Here is an 18,604-nt window from a genome sequence, read left to right on the forward strand (position 1 = left end):
GTTAGCGCGCGTTGACCCATGACGTGAACCGTCGTTAACATCGCCGCCGTGGACGCACCTGTGCTCTCCCGCACACCGGCCGCGGACGGCGAGGTGGCCGTGCGGAACGCCGCAGCCCACGCCGCGCTCGCCGCGGACCTGGCCGAACAGCTGCGCCGGGTGGCCCAAGGGGGAGGGGAGCGGGCCCGGGCTCGGCACGTCGAGCGCGGGAAGCTGCTGCCCCGCGAGCGGGTCGACGCCCTGCTGGACCCCGGCAGCCCGTTCCTCGAGCTCTCCCCGCTGGCCGCGCACGGCCTCTACGGCGGGGACGCCCCGGCGGCCGGGATCATCACCGGCATCGGGCGGGTCGCCGGTCGCGAGTGCGTCGTCGTGGCCAACGACGCCACCGTCAAGGGCGGCACCTACTACCCGATGACGGTCAAGAAGCACCTGCGCGCGCAGGAGGTGGCCCTGCACAACCGGCTGCCGTGCGTCTACCTGGTCGACTCCGGCGGCGCGTTCCTGCCGATGCAGGACGAGGTCTTCCCCGACCGGGAGCACTTCGGCCGGATCTTCTACAACCAGGCGACGATGTCCAAGGCCGGCATCCCGCAGATCGCCGCCGTCCTGGGCTCCTGCACCGCCGGTGGCGCCTACGTGCCGGCGATGAGCGACGAGGCGGTGATCGTCCGCGAGCAGGGCACGATCTTCCTGGGCGGCCCGCCCCTGGTGAAGGCCGCGACCGGCGAGGTGGTCACCGCCGAGGAGCTCGGCGGCGGCGACCTGCACAGCCGGGTCAGCGGCGTCACCGACCACCTGGCCGAGGACGACCCGCACGCGCTGCAGCTGGTCCGCCAGATCGTCGGCACCCTCGGCCCGCGTCCGCCGCGGCCGTGGGACGTCGAGCCGGTCGAGGAGCCGCGGTACCCGGCGGAGTCGCTCTACGAGGTGGTGCCGCCGGATCCGCGCACCCCCTACGACGTGCGTGAGGTGATCGCCCGGCTGGTCGACGGCAGCCGCTTCGCCGAGTTCAAGCCGCTCTACGGGCCGACGCTGGTCACCGGCTTCGCGCGGCTGCACGGCCACCCCGTCGGGGTCGTCGCCAACAACGGCGTCCTGTTCGCCGAGTCCGCGCTCAAGGGCGCGCACTTCATCGAGCTGTGCGACCGGCGCTCCATCCCGCTGCTGTTCCTGCAGAACATCTCCGGGTTCATGGTCGGCCGCGACTACGAGGCCGGCGGCATCGCCAAGCACGGCGCCAAGATGGTCACCGCCGTCGCCTGCGCCCGGGTGCCGAAGCTGACCGTCGTCATCGGCGGCTCGTTCGGCGCCGGCAACTACTCGATGTGCGGCCGGGCCTACTCGCCCCGGTTCCTGTTCACCTGGCCCAACGCCCGCATCTCGGTGATGGGCGGGGAGCAGGCCGCCTCGGTGCTGGCCCAGGTGCGCCGCGACGGCCTGGAGGCCCGCGGCGAGCAGTGGCCGGCGGCCGAGGAGGAGGCGTTCAAGAAGCCGATCCGCGACCAGTACGAGACCCAGGGCCACCCCTACTACGCCACCGCCCGGCTCTGGGACGACGGCGTCATCGACCCCGCGCAGACCCGCACCGTGCTGGGGCTGGCCCTGTCCGCCTGCGCCAACGCACCGCTGGAGGACGTCGGCTACGGCGTCTTCCGGATGTGAAGGGGGCCGTTGTGGCCACGATGGCCGTCCTGGTCGGGGAGTGAGCAGGGTGTTCGAGACAGTCCTCGTCGCCAACCGCGGCGAGATCGCCGTCCGCGTCATCCGCACGCTGCGGTCGATGGGCATCCGCTCGGTCGCCGTGTACAGCGCGGCCGACGCCGGGGCGCTGCACACCCGCGTCGCCGACGTCGCCGTCCCGATCGGGCCCGCGCCGGCCGCCGAGAGCTACCTGTCCATCGCGCGGGTGCTCGACGCCGCCGCCCGCACCGGCGCGCAGGCGGTGCACCCCGGCTACGGGTTCCTCTCCGAGAACGTCGAGTTCGCCCGGGCCTGCGAGGAGGCCGGCATCGTCTTCATCGGCCCGCCGGTCGCCGCGATCGAGGCGATGGGTGACAAGATCCGCGCCAAGCGGACCGTCATGGCCGCCGGCGTTCCCGTCGTCCCGGGCCGCACCGAGCCCGGCATGGACGACGAGGCGGTGGCCGCCGCGGCCGTCGAGGCCGGCTTCCCGGTGCTGCTCAAGCCCAGCGCCGGCGGGGGCGGCAAGGGCATGCGCGTGGTGCGCTCGGCCGCCGAGCTGCCCGACGCGATCGCCGCGGCCCGGCGCGAGGCCCGCGGCTCCTTCGGCGACGACACCCTCCTCGTCGAGCGCTACATCGGCGCGGCCCGGCACATCGAGGTGCAGGTGCTCGGCGACGCCCACGGCACCGTCGTCCACCTGGGCGAGCGCGAGTGCAGCCTGCAGCGCCGGCACCAGAAGGTCGTCGAGGAGGCGCCTTCCCCGCTGCTCGACGACGTCCAGCGGGCCGCGATGGGCGCCGCCGCCGTCGAGGCCGCCCGCGCGGTCGGGTACACCGGCGCGGGGACGGTCGAGTTCATCGTCGACGCCGACCCGGGCGGGCGGGGCGGGGGCATCGACTTCTTCTTCCTCGAGATGAACACCCGCCTGCAGGTGGAGCACCCGGTCACCGAGCTGGTGACCGGCCTGGACCTGGTCGAGCTGCAGGTGCGGGTCGCGGCGGGGGAGCGGCTGCCCCTCACCCAGGACGACGTCCGGCTCGACGGGCACGCGATCGAGGCGCGGCTGTACGCCGAGGACCCCGTCCGGGGCTTCCTCCCGCAGACCGGCACCGTGCTCGGCCTGCGCGAGCCCACCGGCGCCGGGATCCGGCTGGACAGCTCGCTGGCCGTCGGCTCGGTCGTCGGCACCGACTACGACCCCATGCTGGCCAAGGTGGTCGCGCACGGCCCCGACCGCGACACCGCCCGCGCCCGGCTGGTCGGGGCGCTCGGGCACACCGCCGTCCTCGGGGTGCCGACCAACACCGCCTTCCTGCGCGCGCTGCTCACCGACCCCGACGTGGTCGCCGGCCGGCTGGACACCGGGCTGATCGAGCGGCGCGGCGAGGCGCTGACCGCCGCCGACCCGGTGCCGCCCACGGTGTACGCCGCGGCCGCCCTGGCCCTGCTGGTGGAGTCCGAGCCGCCCGGGCCGGTCGTCGACCGCTGGGACGTCCCCGACGGGTGGCGGCTGGGCGAGCCGGCGTGGACGGTGCGCCGGCTGCAGGCCTCCGGCGGCGACCCGGTCACCGTGCGGGTGCGCGGGCGGTCCGGCGCGGCGCAGGTGGCCGTGGCCGACGGCGACCCGGTGCCGGCCGCGGCGGTGCGGGACGGCGACGAGCTGGTGGTCACCCTGGACGGCGTCACCTCGCGGTTCGCCGTCGTGCACGTGGGCGGGCAGGTGTGGCTGGCCGCGAACGGCCGGGTGGCCGCGTTCCGTGAGCACGAGCGGCTGCAGTCCGCCACGGAGGGGGCCGGCGGGGGCGGTGTCGTCACCGCGCCGATGCCGGGGACGGTGACCGTGGTGCAGGCGTCCGTCGGCGACCGGGTGGAGGCGGGGACCCCGCTGCTGGTCGTCGAGGCGATGAAGATGGAGCACGTGCTGACCGCCCCCGTCGCGGGGACGGTCACCGAGCTCGGCGTGACGGCCGGCCACCAGGTCCGGCTCGACGAGCGGGTGGCCGTGGTGACCCCATCGGCCACCGACGAGGGGGAGTGACGCGGGTGCTGGACTACCGGCTCGACGAGGAGACGGACGCGCTGCGCACGCTGGTGCGGGAGTTCGCCCAGGAGGTGATCGCCCCGCAGATCGGGGAGTTCTACGAGCGCGACGAGTTCCCCGCCGCGATCGTGCGGCAGATGGGTGAGCTGGGGCTGTTCGGGCTGCCCTTCCCCGAGGAGTACGGCGGCTCGGGCGGCACCTACTTCACCCTGTGCGTGGCGCTGGAGGAGCTGGCGCGGGTCGACTCGTCGATGGCGATCACGCTGGAGGCCGGCGTCTCGCTCGGCGCGATGCCGATCTACCGGTTCGGCACCGAGGAGCAGAAGCAGCGGTGGCTGCCCCGGCTGTGCGCCGGCGAGGCACTGGGCGCGTTCGGGCTCACCGAGCCCGGCGGCGGCTCCGACGCCGGCGCGACCCGCACCACCGCCCGCCTGGAGGACGGCCACTGGGTGGTCAACGGCTCCAAGGCGTTCATCACCAACGCCGGCACGGAGATGACCGACCTGGTGACGGTCACCGCGGTCACCGGCACCCGGCCCGACGGCGGCAAGGAGATCTCGGCGATCGCGATCCCGACCGGGACGCCGGGGTTCGCCGTCGGCCAGCGGTACTCGAAGGTCGGCTGGAACGCCTCCGACACCCGGGAGCTGTCGTTCAGCGACTGCCGGGTGCCGGAGGAGAACCTGGTGGGGGAGCGGGGCCGCGGCTACGCGCAGTTCCTCTCGATCCTCGACGAGGGGCGGGTCGCCATCTCCGCGCTGGCCGTGGGGCTGGCCCAGGGGTGCGTGGACGAGTCGGTCCGCTACGCCGCCCAGCGCGAGGCGTTCGGCCAGCCCATCGGCCGCAACCAGGCGATCCAGTTCATGATCGCCGACATGGAGGTGCGGGCCTCCACCGCGCGGCTGGCCTACTACCGCGCGGCGGAGAAGATGCTGCGCGGGGAGCCGTTCAAGCGGGAGGCGTCGATCGCCAAGCTGTACAGCTCCGAGGTGGCCATGGACAACGCCCGCTACGCCACCCAGGTGCACGGTGGCTACGGCTTCATGAACGAGTTCCCCGTGGGCCGGTTCTACCGCGACGCGAAGATCCTCGAGATCGGCGAGGGCACCAGCGAGGTGCAGCGGATGCTCATCGCCCGCGACCTCGGCGTCGGCTGAGGGCCGCGGCGTCGGTGGAGTGGGCGAGCGCGGGATCCGCGTCCCTCCCGCTCCACCGCACCGGGGCGCTCCGGGCTCACGTCAGCAGGCGGCGCAGCACCTTGCCGGTCGGCGAGCGGGGGACGTCGTCGACGAAGACGACGTCGCGCACCTTCTCCTGGGGGGCCACCCGGTCGGCCACGTAGTCGATGAGCTCCTCCGCGGAGACCGTGCCGCGCCGGACGACGAACGCGCGCGGCAGCTCCCCGGCCTCCTCGTCGGGGACCCCCACCACGGCCGCGTCCGCCACCGCCGGGTGGGTGACCAGCACGGCCTCCAGCGCCGCGGGGGCGACCTGGTGGCCCTTGTACTTGATCAGCTCCTTGACCCGGTCGAGGAGGAAGAGCCAGCCGTCGGCGTCCATGGTCGCGAGGTCGCCGGTGCGCAGCCAGCCCTCGGCGTCGAGCGTGGATGCGGTCGCCTCCGGTGCGTGCAGGTACCCGACCATGACCTGCGCGCCGCGTACCCACAGCTCCCCGACCCCGGCGTCCCGCCCGCTGACCGGGTCGACCAGCCGCGCCTCGGTGCCGGCCACGAGCAACCCGGCCGACCCGGGCGGTCGGGGGAGCTCCCCACCCAGGGGGGCGATGGCCAGCATGGGGCCGGTCTCCGTCATCCCGTAGCCCTGGAGGACCACACAGCCCAGGCGGGCGGCGCAGGCCTGCTCGAGCCCGGCGCCCAGCGGGGCCGCGCCGCTGCCGAGCACCTCCAGCGCGGAGAGGTCGACGTCGTCGACGGCGGGGTGCTTGGCCAGCGCCAGCACGATCGGCGGCACCACGATCTGCTTGCTCACCCGGTGGCGCGCCAGCAGGCCGAGGAACTCCGGCAGGTCGAAGCGGGGCATCGTCACGGTCGTGGCGCCCTCGTGCAGCGGGTGCACCAGCTGGGTGGCGAACCCGGCGGCGTGCCACCACGGGAGCACGGCCACCGTGGTGTCGGTCGGGGCGTAGGTGAACAGCGGCTCGGTCTGCACACAGCTGGCGACCAACGACCGGTGGGTCAGCCGGACGCCCTTGGGCAGGCCGGTGGTGCCACTGGAGTACGGCAGCAGGGCGACGTCGGTGGGGTCGCCGGGGACGACCCGGCCGCCGACGGCGCCCAGCAGCTCGGCGAAGGGCCGGGCCCCGGGTGCCTCCCCGAGGACGACGAGGTCGGTCACGCCCGCCTTCTCCGCGGCCACCGCCACCCGGTCCAGCAGGGCGGGGACGGTCACCAGGCACCGGGCGCCGGCGTCCTGCAGCTGCACGGCGACCTGCTCGGGCGGTGCCAGCGGGTTGACCGGCGTGACGGCGGCCCCCGCGGCCTGGGCGCCGAGCAGCGCCACCGCCCAGTCCGGGCAGTTGGGTGCCATGAGCGCCACGACGTCGCCCCGGGCGGTGCCGGAGGCGGCGAAGCCGGTCGCGGCCCGGTGGACGGCCTCCGCGAGCTCGGCGTAGCTGGTGACCCTCCCGGTGGACCCGTCGACGAGCGCCGGGGCCTCGCCGGAGACGGCTGCGCGGTCCAGCAGGAAGGCGGGCAGGGTCTGCTCGGGGATGGGGACGGCGGGGAACCGGCTGCGGATGGTCATGACGGGTCCTCCCCGGTCCGTGGGGTGCGGACGACGGTCGCGGGAGCGAGGGCCTCCGCCGGGCGTTCGCGGCGCCGAGCTGGACGACGAGGGGCGCTCGACGCCACACCCATGCTGGCCCCCGCCGACGCCGATGGGGAGGCGCTCGTCGACGGCACCCGCGGCCGCCCCGGTCCGTCGGCCGGGAGGGGCGGACCCGCGCGGCTCAGGCGGTCACGTCGACCAGCACCTTGCCGATCGTCCCCTCCTCGACCGCCCGGTGCGCCTGCGCGGTCTCGGCCAGCGGGAACACGTGCAGCGGCAGCCCGGCGTCGTCGCCGACGCGGACCGCGCCGTCCAGGACCGCGGCGTCGACGTCCTCCACGGCGAGGTCCTTGGCCCGTCGCGGCTCGGTGTACACGTAGACGAACTGCCAGCGGGCGTTGGCCACCATCTGCGCCCGCACCGGGACGGTCACCTCGGCGCCGCCGTCGTCGGCGTACATCGCCACGGCCCCGTGCCGCGCGAGCACCTGCGCGTCCACGGCGGCGTTGCGGGCGGCGGAGACCTCCACGACGGCGGCGACGCCGTCGGGGACGATCTTGCGGACCTCCGCCACCACGTCCTGCCGCGTGTAGTCGACGACGTGGGAGGCGCCGGCCGCGGCGGCCAGCTGCGCCTTGTGCGGGCTGCTCACGGTGGCGATGACCGTGGCGTCCGACCAGCGGGCCAGCTGGATCGCGGCGTTGCCGACCGCGCCGGCGCCGCCCTGCACGAGCACGGTGCGGCCCTCCAGGGTGCCGGGACCCAGCCGGTCGGGCACCGACTCGCCGAGGGTCAGGCAGCGGTGCGCGGTCAGGAACGGGATGCCCAGCGCGGCGCCGAGCTGCAGGGACGGCGCCGCGCCCAGCAGCACGGTCTGGCGCGCCGGGACGACGGTGTACTCGGCCGCCGTCCCGTGCGGACGCTGCCACGCCGCCTCCCACACCCACACCCGCTCGCCGACCAGCGCCGGGTCCACGCCCTGGCCGACCGCGTCGACGGTGCCCGCGCCGTCCTGGCCGGGCACCTGGCCGCCCGGCTCGGGCGGGGTGTTGCGTCGGGACTTCCAGTCGGTCGGGTTCACCCCGGACCAGGCCAGGCGCACGCGCACCTCGCCCGGGCCGGGCTCGGGGGTGGGGCGGTCGCCCAGCTGCAGGACGTCGGGGTCGCCGTTCCGGGTGTAGGTGATGGCTCGCACGGCCCGCCCCCTACCCGCGGCGGGCCGGTTCAGCGCACGGATCCGTTCCGCGGTGGCCTCAGCGCCAGGTGACGGTCTCCGGACGGCGGCCGAGCACGCGGGTCACCTGCCGCAGGGCCCGGTCGCCGGCGTTGACCAGCACCGGTCGCGGCGTGCCGGCGAACAGCGGGAGGTCCGATGGGCTGTCGCTGTACACGGCGGCCCACGGCGGGGGGTACCCGCGCTCGGTCAGCACCCGCACCTTGGTCGCCCCCATGGCACGGCGCACCCGCGGCGGGAGCAGCGACCCGGTCGAGCCGACGACGTCGACGTCGGGCAGGTCGACGGCCGCGAGGAACCCGCGGGCCATCGTCTCCTCGCAGCCGGTGGCCACCACCACGTCGTCCCCGGCGGCCCGGTGCGCCCGCACGCACGCGACCGCCTCGGCGACGACGGCCTCCGGCCGGCGCGCCATCGCCGCCCGGTAGGCGTCGGCGACGGCCGCGACGTCGGACGCCGGACGGCCGCCGACCGCCAGCCGGGTGAGCAGCCGGGCGGCCAGGGGGCGGGTCCAGGGCAGCGCGGATCCCACGAGCAGCACCGGCGCGACCAGCAGCAGGGGGACCGCGCGCCACGGCGCCTGCCGCAGCCGGCCGGCGAGGAACAGGGTCGAGGCGTCCCCGTCGAGCAGCACCTTGTCCAGGTCGACGACGACGGTCCGGGCCATGCCGGGGGAGTACCGGGGTGCGGTGGTGCGGGAAACCTGCGCGGACGGCCTCCGCTGCCCACCCCGGTCCTCGCCTGCCCCTTCCGGGTGACGGGTGCCGCTGGTCCCTCCACCTCGCGGCCGCCGTGCCGATCACAGGGAGGTGCAGCTCAGACTCCCCGGCCGCCTCGCGGCCCTCCTCCCCGAGGGGCGGAGCCTGCCCGACCAGGTGTGGCTGCGGCGGCACCGCGCCATCGTCTGGATCGCCGCCGTCCAGGCCCTGGCCCTGGGCCTGCTGACCGGAGCGGTCGGCCACGCGCCGCTGACCGCGCTGTTCGTGACCTGCGGTGTGGCCTACCCGCTGGCCTTCCTGCTGCTGCCCGGGGCGGGTCGCGGGCTCCAGGGTGCCGCGACGTCGCTCAGCCTGCTCTGGGCCTCCGTGGCACTGGTGCACGTCCTCGGCGGGCTGACCGAGTCGCACTTCCACTTCTTCGTCGTCATCGGCCTGGTCGCCCTCTACCAGAGCTGGCTGCCCTTCGGGATGGCGCTGGTGGTGGTCCTGCTCCACCACGGTGTCGTGGGCACCGTCTTCCCCCACGAGGTCTTCGGGCACGACGGCGCCTACCGCTCCCCGTGGGCGTGGGCGGCGGTGCACGGCGCGTTCGTCCTCGCCGCCAGCCTCGCCCACCTCGCCTCCTGGCGCCTCAACGAGCAGCAGGGGCTGCGCGACCCCCTCACCGGCCTGGCCAACCGCACCCAGCTGGTGGAGAACGCCGACCGTCTGCTGGCGCGGGACCCCGCACCGGTGAGCGCGCTGATGCTCGACGTCGACGACTTCCGGGACGTCAACGACGCCCGCGGCCACGCCGCCGGCGACCGGCTGCTGGTCGCCGTCGCGCAGCGGCTGGCCGGGTGCGTCCGCCCCGGGGACGAGGTCGCCCGCCTCGGCGGCGACGAGTTCGCCATCGTGGTGGACGGCGGCCCCGAGGTCGCCGCTGCCGTCGGCGAGCGGGTCCTGCGTGCGCTGGTCGACCCGGTCACCGTCGACGGCCGGCCACTGGCCGTGCACGTCAGCATCGGCGCCGCCGACACCGGCACCGCCGCCCAGCGCGACGCGGTCACCCTGCTGCGCAACGCCGACCTGGCGATGTACATGGCCAAGGCCCGGGGCAAGAACCGGCTGGTCCAGTACGCCGACGGCATGGCCGAGGACGCGCAGGACAAGGCCGAGCTGCTCGAGGACCTCGCCGTCGCCACCGCGGCCGGCCAGTTCGAGGTCCACTACCAGCCGACCATCGACCTGGCCGCCGGCGTCACCACCGGCTACGAGGCGCTGCTGCGCTGGCACCACCCCACCCGCGGGCTGGTCCCCCCGGTCGAGTTCGTCCCGCTGGCCGAGGAGGGCGGCCACATCGTCGAGATCGGCCGCTGGGTGCTGGGCGAGGCGACCCGGCAGGCCGCCGCGTGGTCGGTCCAGGCCGGCCGGCCGATCGGCATCGCCGTCAACCTCTCGCCCCGGCAGCTGGCCGACGACGACGTGGTCGCCACCGTGCGCGCCGCGCTCGCCGCCAGCGGACTGCCGGCCCGTCAGCTGACCCTCGAGGTCACCGAGGGCGTGCTGGTCCGGGACGTCGACGAGGTCGTCGGGCAGCTGCTGGCGCTGCGGACCCTCGGCGTGCGCATCGCCATCGACGACTTCGGCACCGGCTACTCGAGCCTGTCCTACCTGCGCCGGCTGCCCGCCGACATCGTGAAGATCGACCGCAGCTTCGTGCAGGAGCTCGGCACGGGGAACCGGTCCACCACGCTGGTCGCCTCGATCATCGAGCTGGCCCGCAGCCTGCACCTCGACGTCGTCGCCGAGGGGGTGGAGACGCCGGAGCAGCAGGCCGTGCTCGGCCGGCTGGCCTGCTCGCACGCCCAGGGCTACCTGTTCGGGCGGCCCGCGCCCGCCGATGCGCAGGCACCGGCGGCCGTGGACGCCCCCGTCGTCCCCGCCCCGCGGGGGCAGGTCAGCACGCGCTCCTGACCCGCCCCGCGTCGGTCAGCCGCTCACGGCCGGCGCTCGGGCTCGTCGTGCCCGCCGAGGTGGACCGGCGCCGTGCCCGGCGGGACCGGCTCCTCCTCCACCGTCCCGACCTCCGCGAGCACCTGCGGGTTCCGGATCCGGACGGCGGCGTACCAGGCCAGACCGAGGACGAGCGCCCCCAGGAAGATCCACGGCATGAGGTTCATCGGCCAGTCGGGGACCGGGACGACGTTCTTGTAGAACACGTAGAGCAGCGCCGCCACGACGACGACCGCGAGGAGCGTCGACAGCGGGTTGCCCTCGCCCCGCCGGCGGAGGAAGAACGGCAGCGCCAGCGCCATCAGCAGGTAGCCGAGCATGTAGCCGAACGTGCCGATCGTGCCGACGTAGGCGTAGACCTCCAGCGGCGCCCGCCCGGCGACCATCAGCAGGATCGGCACCAGGCCGACGACGGGCGCGATGACGCCGATGGCGACGTGCGGCGTCTTGTGCCTGGCGTGGGCCCGGCCCAGCGCCGCGGGCAGCACCTCCTCCTCGCCCATGGTGTAGATCACGCGGGAGGCGGCGTTGATGCTGGCGATGGCGACGGCGAAGAACGACGCCGTCACCCCGAGGTCGACCAGCCAGGTCACCCCGCCCAGCCCGTTGCGGCCGGCCAGGTCGCTGATCGGGGCCGAGCTGGCGCTCAGGGCCTCGGTGCCGCCGAACCCCAGCACGGAGGCGTAGGTCGCGAACACGTAGAGGACGCCGACGAGCACCGCGCTGCCGATCACCGCGCGGGGGATGGTGCGGTGCGGGTCGCGCGCCTCCGCGCCCAGGCTGGCCGAGCTCTCGAACCCGACGAACCCCAGGACGGCGAGGACGATCCCGAACGTGACGCCGTCCGAGGTGAGGCCGGACAGGTCGAACTGCGACGGGGCCGAGCTGTCGCCGCCGCGGGCGACGACGACGACCAGGACGAGCAGGACGGCGGCCACCGAGACGACCTCGAGCACCAGCCCGATGCGCGTGGAGATCTTGATGCCGGCGATCGCGAAGGCGGCCGCGGCGACCGTCGTGATCGCGGTGATCACGATGAACCCGGTCTGCCCGGCCGTGGGCAGCCCGAGCGTCTCGAGGAAGCTGGCGGCATAGGGGCCGATCAGCGTCACGCCGAGCATCGCGATGCAGGTGTACCCGATGACCAGGCCCCAGCCGGCCGCGAACGCCCCGGTGGGGCCCAACCCGCGGGCGACGTAGCTGTACAGCGAGCCCGAGGACGCGAACCGCCGTCCGAACTGCGCCACGACCAGCCCGACGAGGACCACGATGACCGTGGCCGCCACGTAGGACAGCCACGCCCCCTGGCCGGCGAACAGCACGATCAGCGCGGGGCCGGTGGCCATGACGGCGCTGGGGGCGATGCCGGCCACCGACTGGGACAGCACCTCCACCTGGCTCATCGACGCATGGGCCAGGCCCTGGTCGGACTGGACCGGCCGGGGTTGTGCCTCCCTGGCCGTCACCGGGCCACGTGTCCGTGGCCGTCGGGAGCGTGGCCGTCGGGTGCGTGGCCGTCGGGTGCGTGGCCGTTCCCGTGCCCGTTGCCGGTGTGGCACGCAGGCGTCGAGGGCGGCAGGTCGAGGGCCGGGTTGCCGTCGAAGAACCCCACGGGCTTGAGGTGGAACCCGATGTAGCTGACCGGCATGACCGGCCAGTCCTCGGGGCGGACGACGTGGTGGGCGCCGAACGAGTACCAGACCACGACGTCCTGGTCCTCGAGGGGCCGGTCGGCCTTGACGAACTCGGGCAGCCCGCCGGCGTTCTCGCACTGGTTGGGGTAGTCCCCGGCGGCGAACATCTCGCGCCCGTCGTACTGGGTCACCCACAGGTGCTTGTAGGCGAACTGGGCGCGCGAGAAGGCCTGCGAGCCCTCCTGCTGCAGCGGGAGCACGTTGTCCCCGGGCATGAGCTTGTACCCGGCCGGCTGGCCGAGCTCGTTCACCGAGGAGGGGTTGACGATGTACCAGACCCGGGCGGCGAACGGGTCGATCAGCCGCTGGGCCTCGCTCTCCCGGCCCAGCAGCGTCTTCTGGGTGACCCAGGCGTTGCCGTAGGGGTTGTCCGCACCCGGGGGCAGCGGGACGGAGTCGACCTCGTAGACGGAGTTGCGCTCGCCGTCGACCTGCATGTCCAGGCGGACGTTGAAGAAGTGCTGGTGGTGCGGGCCGTAGAGGCCGGGGGCGACGAGGGTGCCGAACCGCGGCTGCTCACCGGGTGGGACCGCGCCGGTGGAGATGACGCCGGTGAGCTTGACCTCGAACTGGATGCTGCCGTCGGTGTAGAGGTACCAGAAGAACCCGTACTCGTAGTTGCCGACGGTGGCGAAGCAGGAGATGACCAGCCGGCGGGAGCGCCGGACCTCCATCTTCTCCGTGCGGAAGTCGGTGTGCTTCCAGCCGACCCCGTAGTCCTCCTCGTGCATGCAGATGGCGTTGGGGATGGTGAGCGGCTCGCCGTCCTGGTCGTTGGCGACGGCGTCGAAGTAGTGGATCTCGCCCAGGCAGTCGCAGCCGAGCTGCAGCGGGTTCAGCAGCAGCCCCACGCCGTACTCGCCCTCGTCGAAGACGTTCTTGATCCGGTGCGTGGGAGCCGGGTCGGCGTAGGGGATGTACATCTCCGACAGCGACGCGCGGTAGACCACCGGGCGCAGCCGGCCCTTGTCCTCGTAGCCGACCTGGTGCAGCACGAGGCCCTCGCGGGGGCTGTAGCCCACCCGCAACCGCCACTTCTGCCAGCTGACCGCGTGGCCGTCGACGGTGAAGCTCGGCCCCTGCGGCTGGGTGATCTCGATCGGCCGGACGTCGTCGCGCAGCCCGGGGAACGCCGGGCGGTTGTCCTCGTCGAACGCCAGCTCGGGCACGTAGTTGCCGGCCTTCTCGGGCAGCGGCACGACGCCGTGGTCGCGGACGTCGATGACCTCCATCCGGTCGAGGTCGACCAGCACGATGAGGCCCTCGACCGGGCGGGCGTAGCCGTTGTCGTCCTCGCGGGAGCGGACGAAGGTCAGCGGTCGGATGAGCCGACGGCCCGTGGGGTCCTCCAGGTCGTAGCCGGCGGCCCAGGGGTCGATCATCGTCAGCGAGAAGTCGGTGACCCCGCGCTTGCGCATCGCCTCCTGCCAGCGGGGGTCGGCGCGGGTGATCTCCTCGGTCTGGAAGAACTCCTCCAGCATCACGCTGGGCTGGACGCCCTCCACGACCTCCCAGGAGGTGACCAGGCCGCTGGAGAGGGAGACCACCGCCTCGACCGTCTGCTGGTGGCCGCGGTCGTAGAGGACGACGGAGGCCGCCCGTTCCGGTTCGGGTCCGCCCGCGCGGTCGTACGCGAGGACCTCCTGCTTGGAGGGCTCGTGCAGGCGGATCATCACGAACCGGACCTGCTCGCCGAGGTCCCGCTGCTCGCGGAGGACCTGCGACGTCCGCCGGATCTCGTCCGGGCTCAGGGGCTCGAGCGGGTTGCTGGTGGTGGTGCGTACGTCGGGAGCGTGGATGGCCACGGCATTCTCCTCGAGGAGCGTCGACCGGGTCTGGGGGCGCGGGGGCGCGCGGCCAGGTGCGCGGGACCGTACCGAGGACGGTTGCGGTCGACAAGGAGGTGCAGTGACCTAGGTCACAAGTGCTGGTCGGGGCCGTGACCCGCCGTCAACGCGGAGTGATGGAGAGGGTCAGCGCGCGGCGGCCCTCCTCCGACCGCGCGGTGGCCATCCGCTCGGCCGACGGCGTGCCGTACTCGGTGGTCCGCTGGCGCGCGGGGCGGCCGATGGCGGCGGCCATCGCCTCGAGCTGGGCGATGGTCTTCAGCGAGCCGTTCTCGCTGCCGGCCATCCGGCTGATCGTCTCCTCCATCAGCGTGCCGCCGAGGTCGTTGGCCCCACCCTGCAGCACCGCCTGGGTGCCGACGTCGCCGAGCTTGACCCAGGAGGTCTGCACGTTGGCGATCCGCCCGTGCAGCAGCAGCCGGGCCACGGCGTGCACGGCGCGGTTCTCCCGCACGGTGGGCCCGGGGCGGGCGACGCCGGCCAGGTAGATCGGTGAGCTGTGGTGCACGAAGGGCAGCAGCACGAACTCGGTGAACCCACCCGTCCGGTCCTGGATCGCGGCGAGGGTGCGCAGGTGGGCGACCCAGTGCGCGGGGGTGTCGACGTGGCCGTACATCATCGTCGAGGTCGTGGGGATGCCCACCCGGTGCGCGGTGGTGATGATCTCGATCCACGTGGCGGTGGGCAGCTTGCCCTTGGTGAGCACCCAGCGGACGTCGTCGTCGAGGATCTCCGCCGCCGTGCCCGGCACGCTGTCCAGGCCGGCCTCCTTGGCCGCGAGGAGGAACTCCTCGAACGACAGCCCGGTGCGCGCCGCGCCGTTGACGATCTCCATGGGGGAGAAGGCGTGCAGGTGGATGCCGGGCCGGCGGCGCTTCACCTCGCGGGCCAGGTCGAGGTAGGCGCTGCCGGGCAGGTCGGGGTGGATGCCGCCCTGCATGCAGATCTCGGTCGCCCCGGCGGCCCACGCCTCGTCGACGCGGTCGCCGACCTGGGCCATCGACAGGGTGTAGGCGTCGGCGTCGGTGCGCCGCTGGGCGAACGCGCAGAACCGGCAGCCGGTGTAGCAGACGTTGGTGAAGTTGATGTTCCGGTTCACCACGTAGGTGACGTCGTCGCCCACGGTGTCGCGGCGGACGGCGTCGGCCAGCGCGCACAGGTGCTCCAGGTCGGTGCCGTCCGCGCCGAGCAGGGTCAGGTACTCGGCGTCGGAGAGCCCGGCCGGGTCCTGCTCGGCGTGCAGCAGCGCGGCGAGGACCGCGCGGTCACCGACCGCCCGCGCGGTGGAGGAGCCGTCGCGGGCGCTCTCGGTGCGGGAGCGCAGCTCGGCCCAGTCGCCGTAGACGGCGTCGAAGTCGCTGCGCCGGTCGCCGGTGCGCCCGACGGTGTCGACCTCCACGTGTAGGTCGGTGCGTCCGGTCGACACCCACGCCTCGTCCGGCTCCTGCCACGGCCGCCCGACCGGCACCCGGCCCTCCACCGCGAGCCCGTCGGCGCCGGCCAGCGCGGCGACGTGCGGGCGCACCCGCGGGTCGATCCACGGCTCGGGGGCCTGCACGTAGGGCGGCTGGGCGGCCAGCCGCTCGCGGAGGGTGAACCCCGCCTCGGCGGTCAGCGCGGCCAGTTTGTCGATGTTGGGCCAGGGCCGCTCGGGGTTGACGTGGTCCGGGGTCAGCGGAGACACCCCGCCCCAGTCGTCGACGCCGGCGCGCAGCAGCAGCTCCAGCTCGGTGGAGTCCGACAGGTTCGGCGGTGCCTGCACGCGGGCCTTCGGGCCGAGCAGCAGCCGGGTGACGGCGACCGCGGCGACGTACTCCTGCAGCTCCAGGTCGTCGGCGGCGGCCATCGCGGTGCGCGGCTTGGCCCGGAAGTTCTGGACGATGACCTCCTGCACGTGCCCGTGCCGCTGGTGGGCGCCGCGGATCTGCAGGACGGCGTCCACCCGCTCGGCCGCGCTCTCGCCGATGCCCAGCAGCACGCCGGTGGTGAACGGCACCGCCGAGCGGCCGGCGTCCTCCAGCACCCGCAGCCGCACCGCCGGCTCCTTGTCCGGGGAGCCGAAGTGCGGGCCGCCCGGCTCGGCCCACAGCCGCGTGGCCGTCGTCTCCAGCATCATCCCCATCGACGCCGACACCGGCTTGAGCCGCTGGACCTCCTCCCACGACAGGACGCCGGGGTTGAGGTGCGGCAGCAGCCCGGTCTCCTCCAGCACCCGGATCGCCATCGCCCGCAGGTAGGCCAGGGTGGAGTCGAAGCCGTGCGCCTCCAGCCACTCGCGCGCCACCGGCCACCGCTGCTCGGGCCGGTCGCCGAGGGTGAACAGCGCCTCCTTGCAGCCCAGCGCGGCCCCGGCGCGGGCGACGTCGAGCACCTCGTCCGGCGACAGGAACGGCGCCTTCCCGTCCCGGCGCAGCTGCCCGGGGGTGGTGACGAACGTGCAGTAGTGGCAGCGGTCGCGGCACAGGTGGGTCAGCGGGATGAACACCTTGCGGCTGTAGGTGACCACGCCGGGCCGGCCGGCCGAGGCCAGGCCGGCGTCGCGCACCCGCCCCGCGGCGGCCAGCAGCCGGTCCAGCGGCTCGCCGTCGCCCAGCCCGCGGGCGGACAGCAGGGTCTCGGCCTCGGTCGCGTCCAGCGCGACGCCGCGCTCGGCGCGGACGACGGCACGGCGCACGGCGGACTCGGTGGGGATCAGCGGCTCGGTCATCGCGCCCGACGCTAGTCGGAGCCCCCGGCTAGAGGTCCTTGCGGGAGAACGCCAGCGCCGCCAGCGCCCACACCATCGCCACCCAGACCACGGCCCACGCCAGGTAGGCCACGGTGAGCGGGGCCTCGCTGAGGAAGGGGAAGCCCTCCATCTCGACGCCGAACTGGGCCAGCGCGGAGGGGTCCTGCAGCGCGTGCATGGCGCCGCGCCAGAGCCCGTCGGTGGGCAGCAGCACCCGCGACACCGTGCCGACCCGGGCCACGCCGTCGTTGCCGAGCGCCTGCCCGATGCCGCCCACCACGCCGGCGATCCAGGTCGCCCCGAACAGCCCCACGGCCACCACGCCGGAGGCCATGGGCGAGACGACGGTCGACAGCAGCAGGCCCAGCGTCAGCAGCACCGTGGTCTGCCCGGCCAGCAGCAGCAGCGCGCCGACGATGTCCGGCGGCCAGTAGCCGACGGTCAGCTGGACGACGAGGCACTGCGCCAGGCCCGCGAGGACGACGAAGCCGCTGCCGAAGGCCACCAGGCCCAGCCACTTGCCGAGCAGCACCGTGGAGCGGCGCACCGGGCGGGCGAGCATGGTGAGGGAGATGCCGCTCTCCACCTCGCCGGCCAGGGTGGGCCCCGCGAGGAACGCGGTGCCCAGCGCCGCGATGAGGCTCATGCCGAACATGACCAGGTTGAGCAGCTGCGAGGCGACCAGCCGGGCCTGGCCGCTGGTCAGCGTGCCGAACTCGGTGTCGGTGCTCGCCAGCTTCGCGAACCCCCAGGCGCTGAGCCCCAGCAGGGCGACGGTCAGGGCGGCCAGCGCCCACACGACCCGGCGCCGCGAGGCCTCGCGCAGGGTGAGCCCGGCGACGGTGAGCACCACGCGGGCGGTCACGGCCGGTCCTCCGCCGAGCCGGCCCGCAGGATGCCGAGCAGGCGCTCCTCCAGGCTGATCCGCGCCGGCTCCACCGCGTGCACCCGCACGCCCAGCGCCACCAGGTCGCGCACCAGGTCGGGCACCGCGGCCCCGTCGTCGTCGGCCGGCAGGCCCACGGTGAACCACTCGCCCTCGCGCACCACCGGCCCGGCCGTGGCCAGCCTGGCCTCCGCGCCCGCCACCACGCCGGTCAGGTGCAGCCGGACCTCGTGCTGGCCCAGCAGCTCCAGCAGGGTGCCGGCCGCGGCGACCCGGCCGCGGTCGAGGACGACGACCCGGTCGCACACGCGCTCCACCTCGCCGATCAGGTGCGAGTTCAGCAGCACCGCGACGCCCCGGTCCCGCAGCGACAGCACCACGTCGCGCACGTCGGCCCGGCCGAGGGGGTCCAGGGCGCTGGTCGGCTCGTCGAGCACCACGAGCTCGGGCCGGGCCACGAGCGCCACGGCCAGCCCGAGCCGCTGCTGCATGCCCTTGGAGAACCCGCCGACGCGGTCCCCGCTGCGCGCGGCCAGCCCCACGAGCTCCAGGCAGCCGAGCTGCTCCTCCCGCGGGACGTCCAGGCCGGCCAGCCGGACGTGCAGCCGCAGCACCTCGGCGGCGGTCAGCCATGGCTGGTAGCGGAACAGCTCGGGCAGGTAGCCGACCCGGGCCCGGGCGGCCGGGTCGCCGCCCGGCCGCCCGAGCACCAGCACCTCGCCGGCGTCGGGGCGGACCAGCCCCAGCAGCATCTTGATCACCGTGGTCTTGCCGGCCCCGTTGGGTCCGAGCAGGCCCACGACCTCACCGCGCCCCACCGACAGGGAGACGCCGTCGACCGCCGTCCGCCGTCCGTACCGCTTGCGCAGGCCGTCGCACCACAGGGCCGGGGCCGGTGGCAGGTCGCGGACCAGCTCCGCCGCGGCGCGGACCGCGGCGGCGCCGGGACCGGCGACCGGAGGGGCGTCGGCCCCGGCTGCGTCGGCCATG

The 18,604-nt window shown here is 74.6% G+C and carries 12 protein-coding genes; 4 read left to right on the forward strand and 8 right to left on the reverse strand.

What is annotated here, in order from left to right; all coding sequences use genetic code 11:
- Positions 1 to 48 precede the first annotated feature (48 nt).
- The 3 genes from ACI79E_RS02565 to ACI79E_RS02575 are packed head-to-tail and all read left to right on the forward strand — an operon-like array spanning position 49 to position 4,881.
- On the forward strand, positions 49 to 1,662 hold the full coding sequence (locus ACI79E_RS02565) for a carboxyl transferase domain-containing protein (RefSeq protein ID WP_456930980.1): 1,614 nt from the start codon (positions 49 to 51) through the stop codon (positions 1,660 to 1,662).
- Positions 1,663 to 1,711: 49 nt separating this feature from the next.
- Positions 1,712 to 3,721 (forward strand): ATP-binding protein, encoded by a 2,010-nt coding sequence (locus tag ACI79E_RS02570; RefSeq protein WP_456930981.1) that lies wholly within the window; start codon positions 1,712 to 1,714, stop codon positions 3,719 to 3,721.
- A complete protein-coding gene (locus tag ACI79E_RS02575; RefSeq protein WP_456930982.1) occupies positions 3,718 to 4,881 on the forward strand; it encodes an acyl-CoA dehydrogenase family protein in 1,164 nt (387 codons plus the stop codon). Before ACI79E_RS02570 ends, ACI79E_RS02575 begins: the two co-directional genes overlap by 4 nt.
- 76 nt (positions 4,882 to 4,957) lie before the next feature.
- Here the strand turns inward: ACI79E_RS02575 and ACI79E_RS02580 are convergent, their stop codons facing one another.
- The 3 genes from ACI79E_RS02580 to ACI79E_RS02590 form a co-directional block, all read right to left on the reverse strand.
- Positions 4,958 to 6,487 (reverse strand): AMP-binding protein, encoded by a 1,530-nt coding sequence (locus ACI79E_RS02580; protein WP_456930983.1) that lies wholly within the window; start codon positions 6,485 to 6,487, stop codon positions 4,958 to 4,960.
- 205 nt (positions 6,488 to 6,692) lie between these two features.
- Positions 6,693 to 7,706, reverse strand: coding sequence for an NADPH:quinone reductase (locus ACI79E_RS02585; protein ID WP_456930984.1), 1,014 nt, complete (start codon positions 7,704 to 7,706; stop codon positions 6,693 to 6,695).
- 58 nt (positions 7,707 to 7,764) lie between these two features.
- Entirely contained in the window at positions 7,765 to 8,412 is a 648-nt protein-coding gene (locus ACI79E_RS02590; protein WP_456930985.1) for a haloacid dehalogenase-like hydrolase, read from the reverse strand.
- A gap of 142 nt (positions 8,413 to 8,554) precedes the next feature.
- On the opposite strand from ACI79E_RS02590, the gene ACI79E_RS02595 reads away from it, so the two are divergent.
- Positions 8,555 to 10,420: a putative bifunctional diguanylate cyclase/phosphodiesterase gene (locus ACI79E_RS02595; protein ID WP_456930986.1), complete on the forward strand. Its 1,866-nt coding sequence runs from the start codon at positions 8,555 to 8,557 to the stop codon at positions 10,418 to 10,420.
- A gap of 23 nt (positions 10,421 to 10,443) precedes the next feature.
- On the opposite strand, the gene ACI79E_RS02600 is transcribed toward ACI79E_RS02595, so the two are convergent.
- The 5 genes from ACI79E_RS02600 to ACI79E_RS02620 all read right to left on the reverse strand — a co-directional run bounded on the left by ACI79E_RS02600 (position 10,444) and on the right by ACI79E_RS02620 (position 18,603).
- Positions 10,444 to 11,862, reverse strand: coding sequence for an APC family permease (locus tag ACI79E_RS02600; protein WP_456930987.1), 1,419 nt, complete (start codon positions 11,860 to 11,862; stop codon positions 10,444 to 10,446).
- Positions 11,863 to 11,921: 59 nt separating this feature from the next.
- Positions 11,922 to 13,958: a primary-amine oxidase gene (locus tag ACI79E_RS02605; protein WP_456930988.1), complete on the reverse strand. Its 2,037-nt coding sequence runs from the start codon at positions 13,956 to 13,958 to the stop codon at positions 11,922 to 11,924.
- Positions 13,959 to 14,103: 145 nt separating this feature from the next.
- Positions 14,104 to 16,707 carry a bifunctional FO biosynthesis protein CofGH gene (locus ACI79E_RS02610; protein WP_456930989.1) on the reverse strand — a complete coding sequence of 868 codons (2,604 nt, stop codon included), beginning with the start codon at positions 16,705 to 16,707 and terminating at the stop codon, positions 14,104 to 14,106.
- Between the two features lie 28 nt (positions 16,708 to 16,735).
- The gene (locus ACI79E_RS02615) at positions 16,736 to 17,593 is read right to left on the reverse strand and encodes an ABC transporter permease (protein ID WP_456930990.1); all 858 of its coding nucleotides are present in this window, start codon (positions 17,591 to 17,593) and stop codon (positions 16,736 to 16,738) included.
- Positions 17,590 to 18,603 (reverse strand): ABC transporter ATP-binding protein, encoded by a 1,014-nt coding sequence (locus tag ACI79E_RS02620; RefSeq protein WP_456930991.1) that lies wholly within the window; start codon positions 18,601 to 18,603, stop codon positions 17,590 to 17,592. Before ACI79E_RS02620 ends, ACI79E_RS02615 begins: the two co-directional genes overlap by 4 nt.
- Position 18,604 lies beyond the last annotated feature (1 nt).

It is taken from the genome of Geodermatophilus sp. SYSU D00079, from assembly GCF_054050635.1.

Coding starts and splice junctions, on each gene's coding strand:
- ACI79E_RS02580 (WP_456930983.1), bottom strand. CDS start 6,487: ATGACCATCCGCAGCCGGTTCCCCGCCGTCCCCATCCCCGAGCAGACC.
- ACI79E_RS02590 (WP_456930985.1), bottom strand. CDS start 8,412: ATGGCCCGGACCGTCGTCGTCGACCTGGACAAGGTGCTGCTCGACGGG.
- ACI79E_RS02600 (WP_456930987.1), bottom strand. CDS start 11,862: ATGAGCCAGGTGGAGGTGCTGTCCCAGTCGGTGGCCGGCATCGCCCCC.
- ACI79E_RS02610 (WP_456930989.1), bottom strand. CDS start 16,707: ATGACCGAGCCGCTGATCCCCACCGAGTCCGCCGTGCGCCGTGCCGTC.
- ACI79E_RS02620 (WP_456930991.1), bottom strand. CDS start 18,603: ATGGCCGACGCAGCCGGGGCCGACGCCCCTCCGGTCGCCGGTCCCGGC.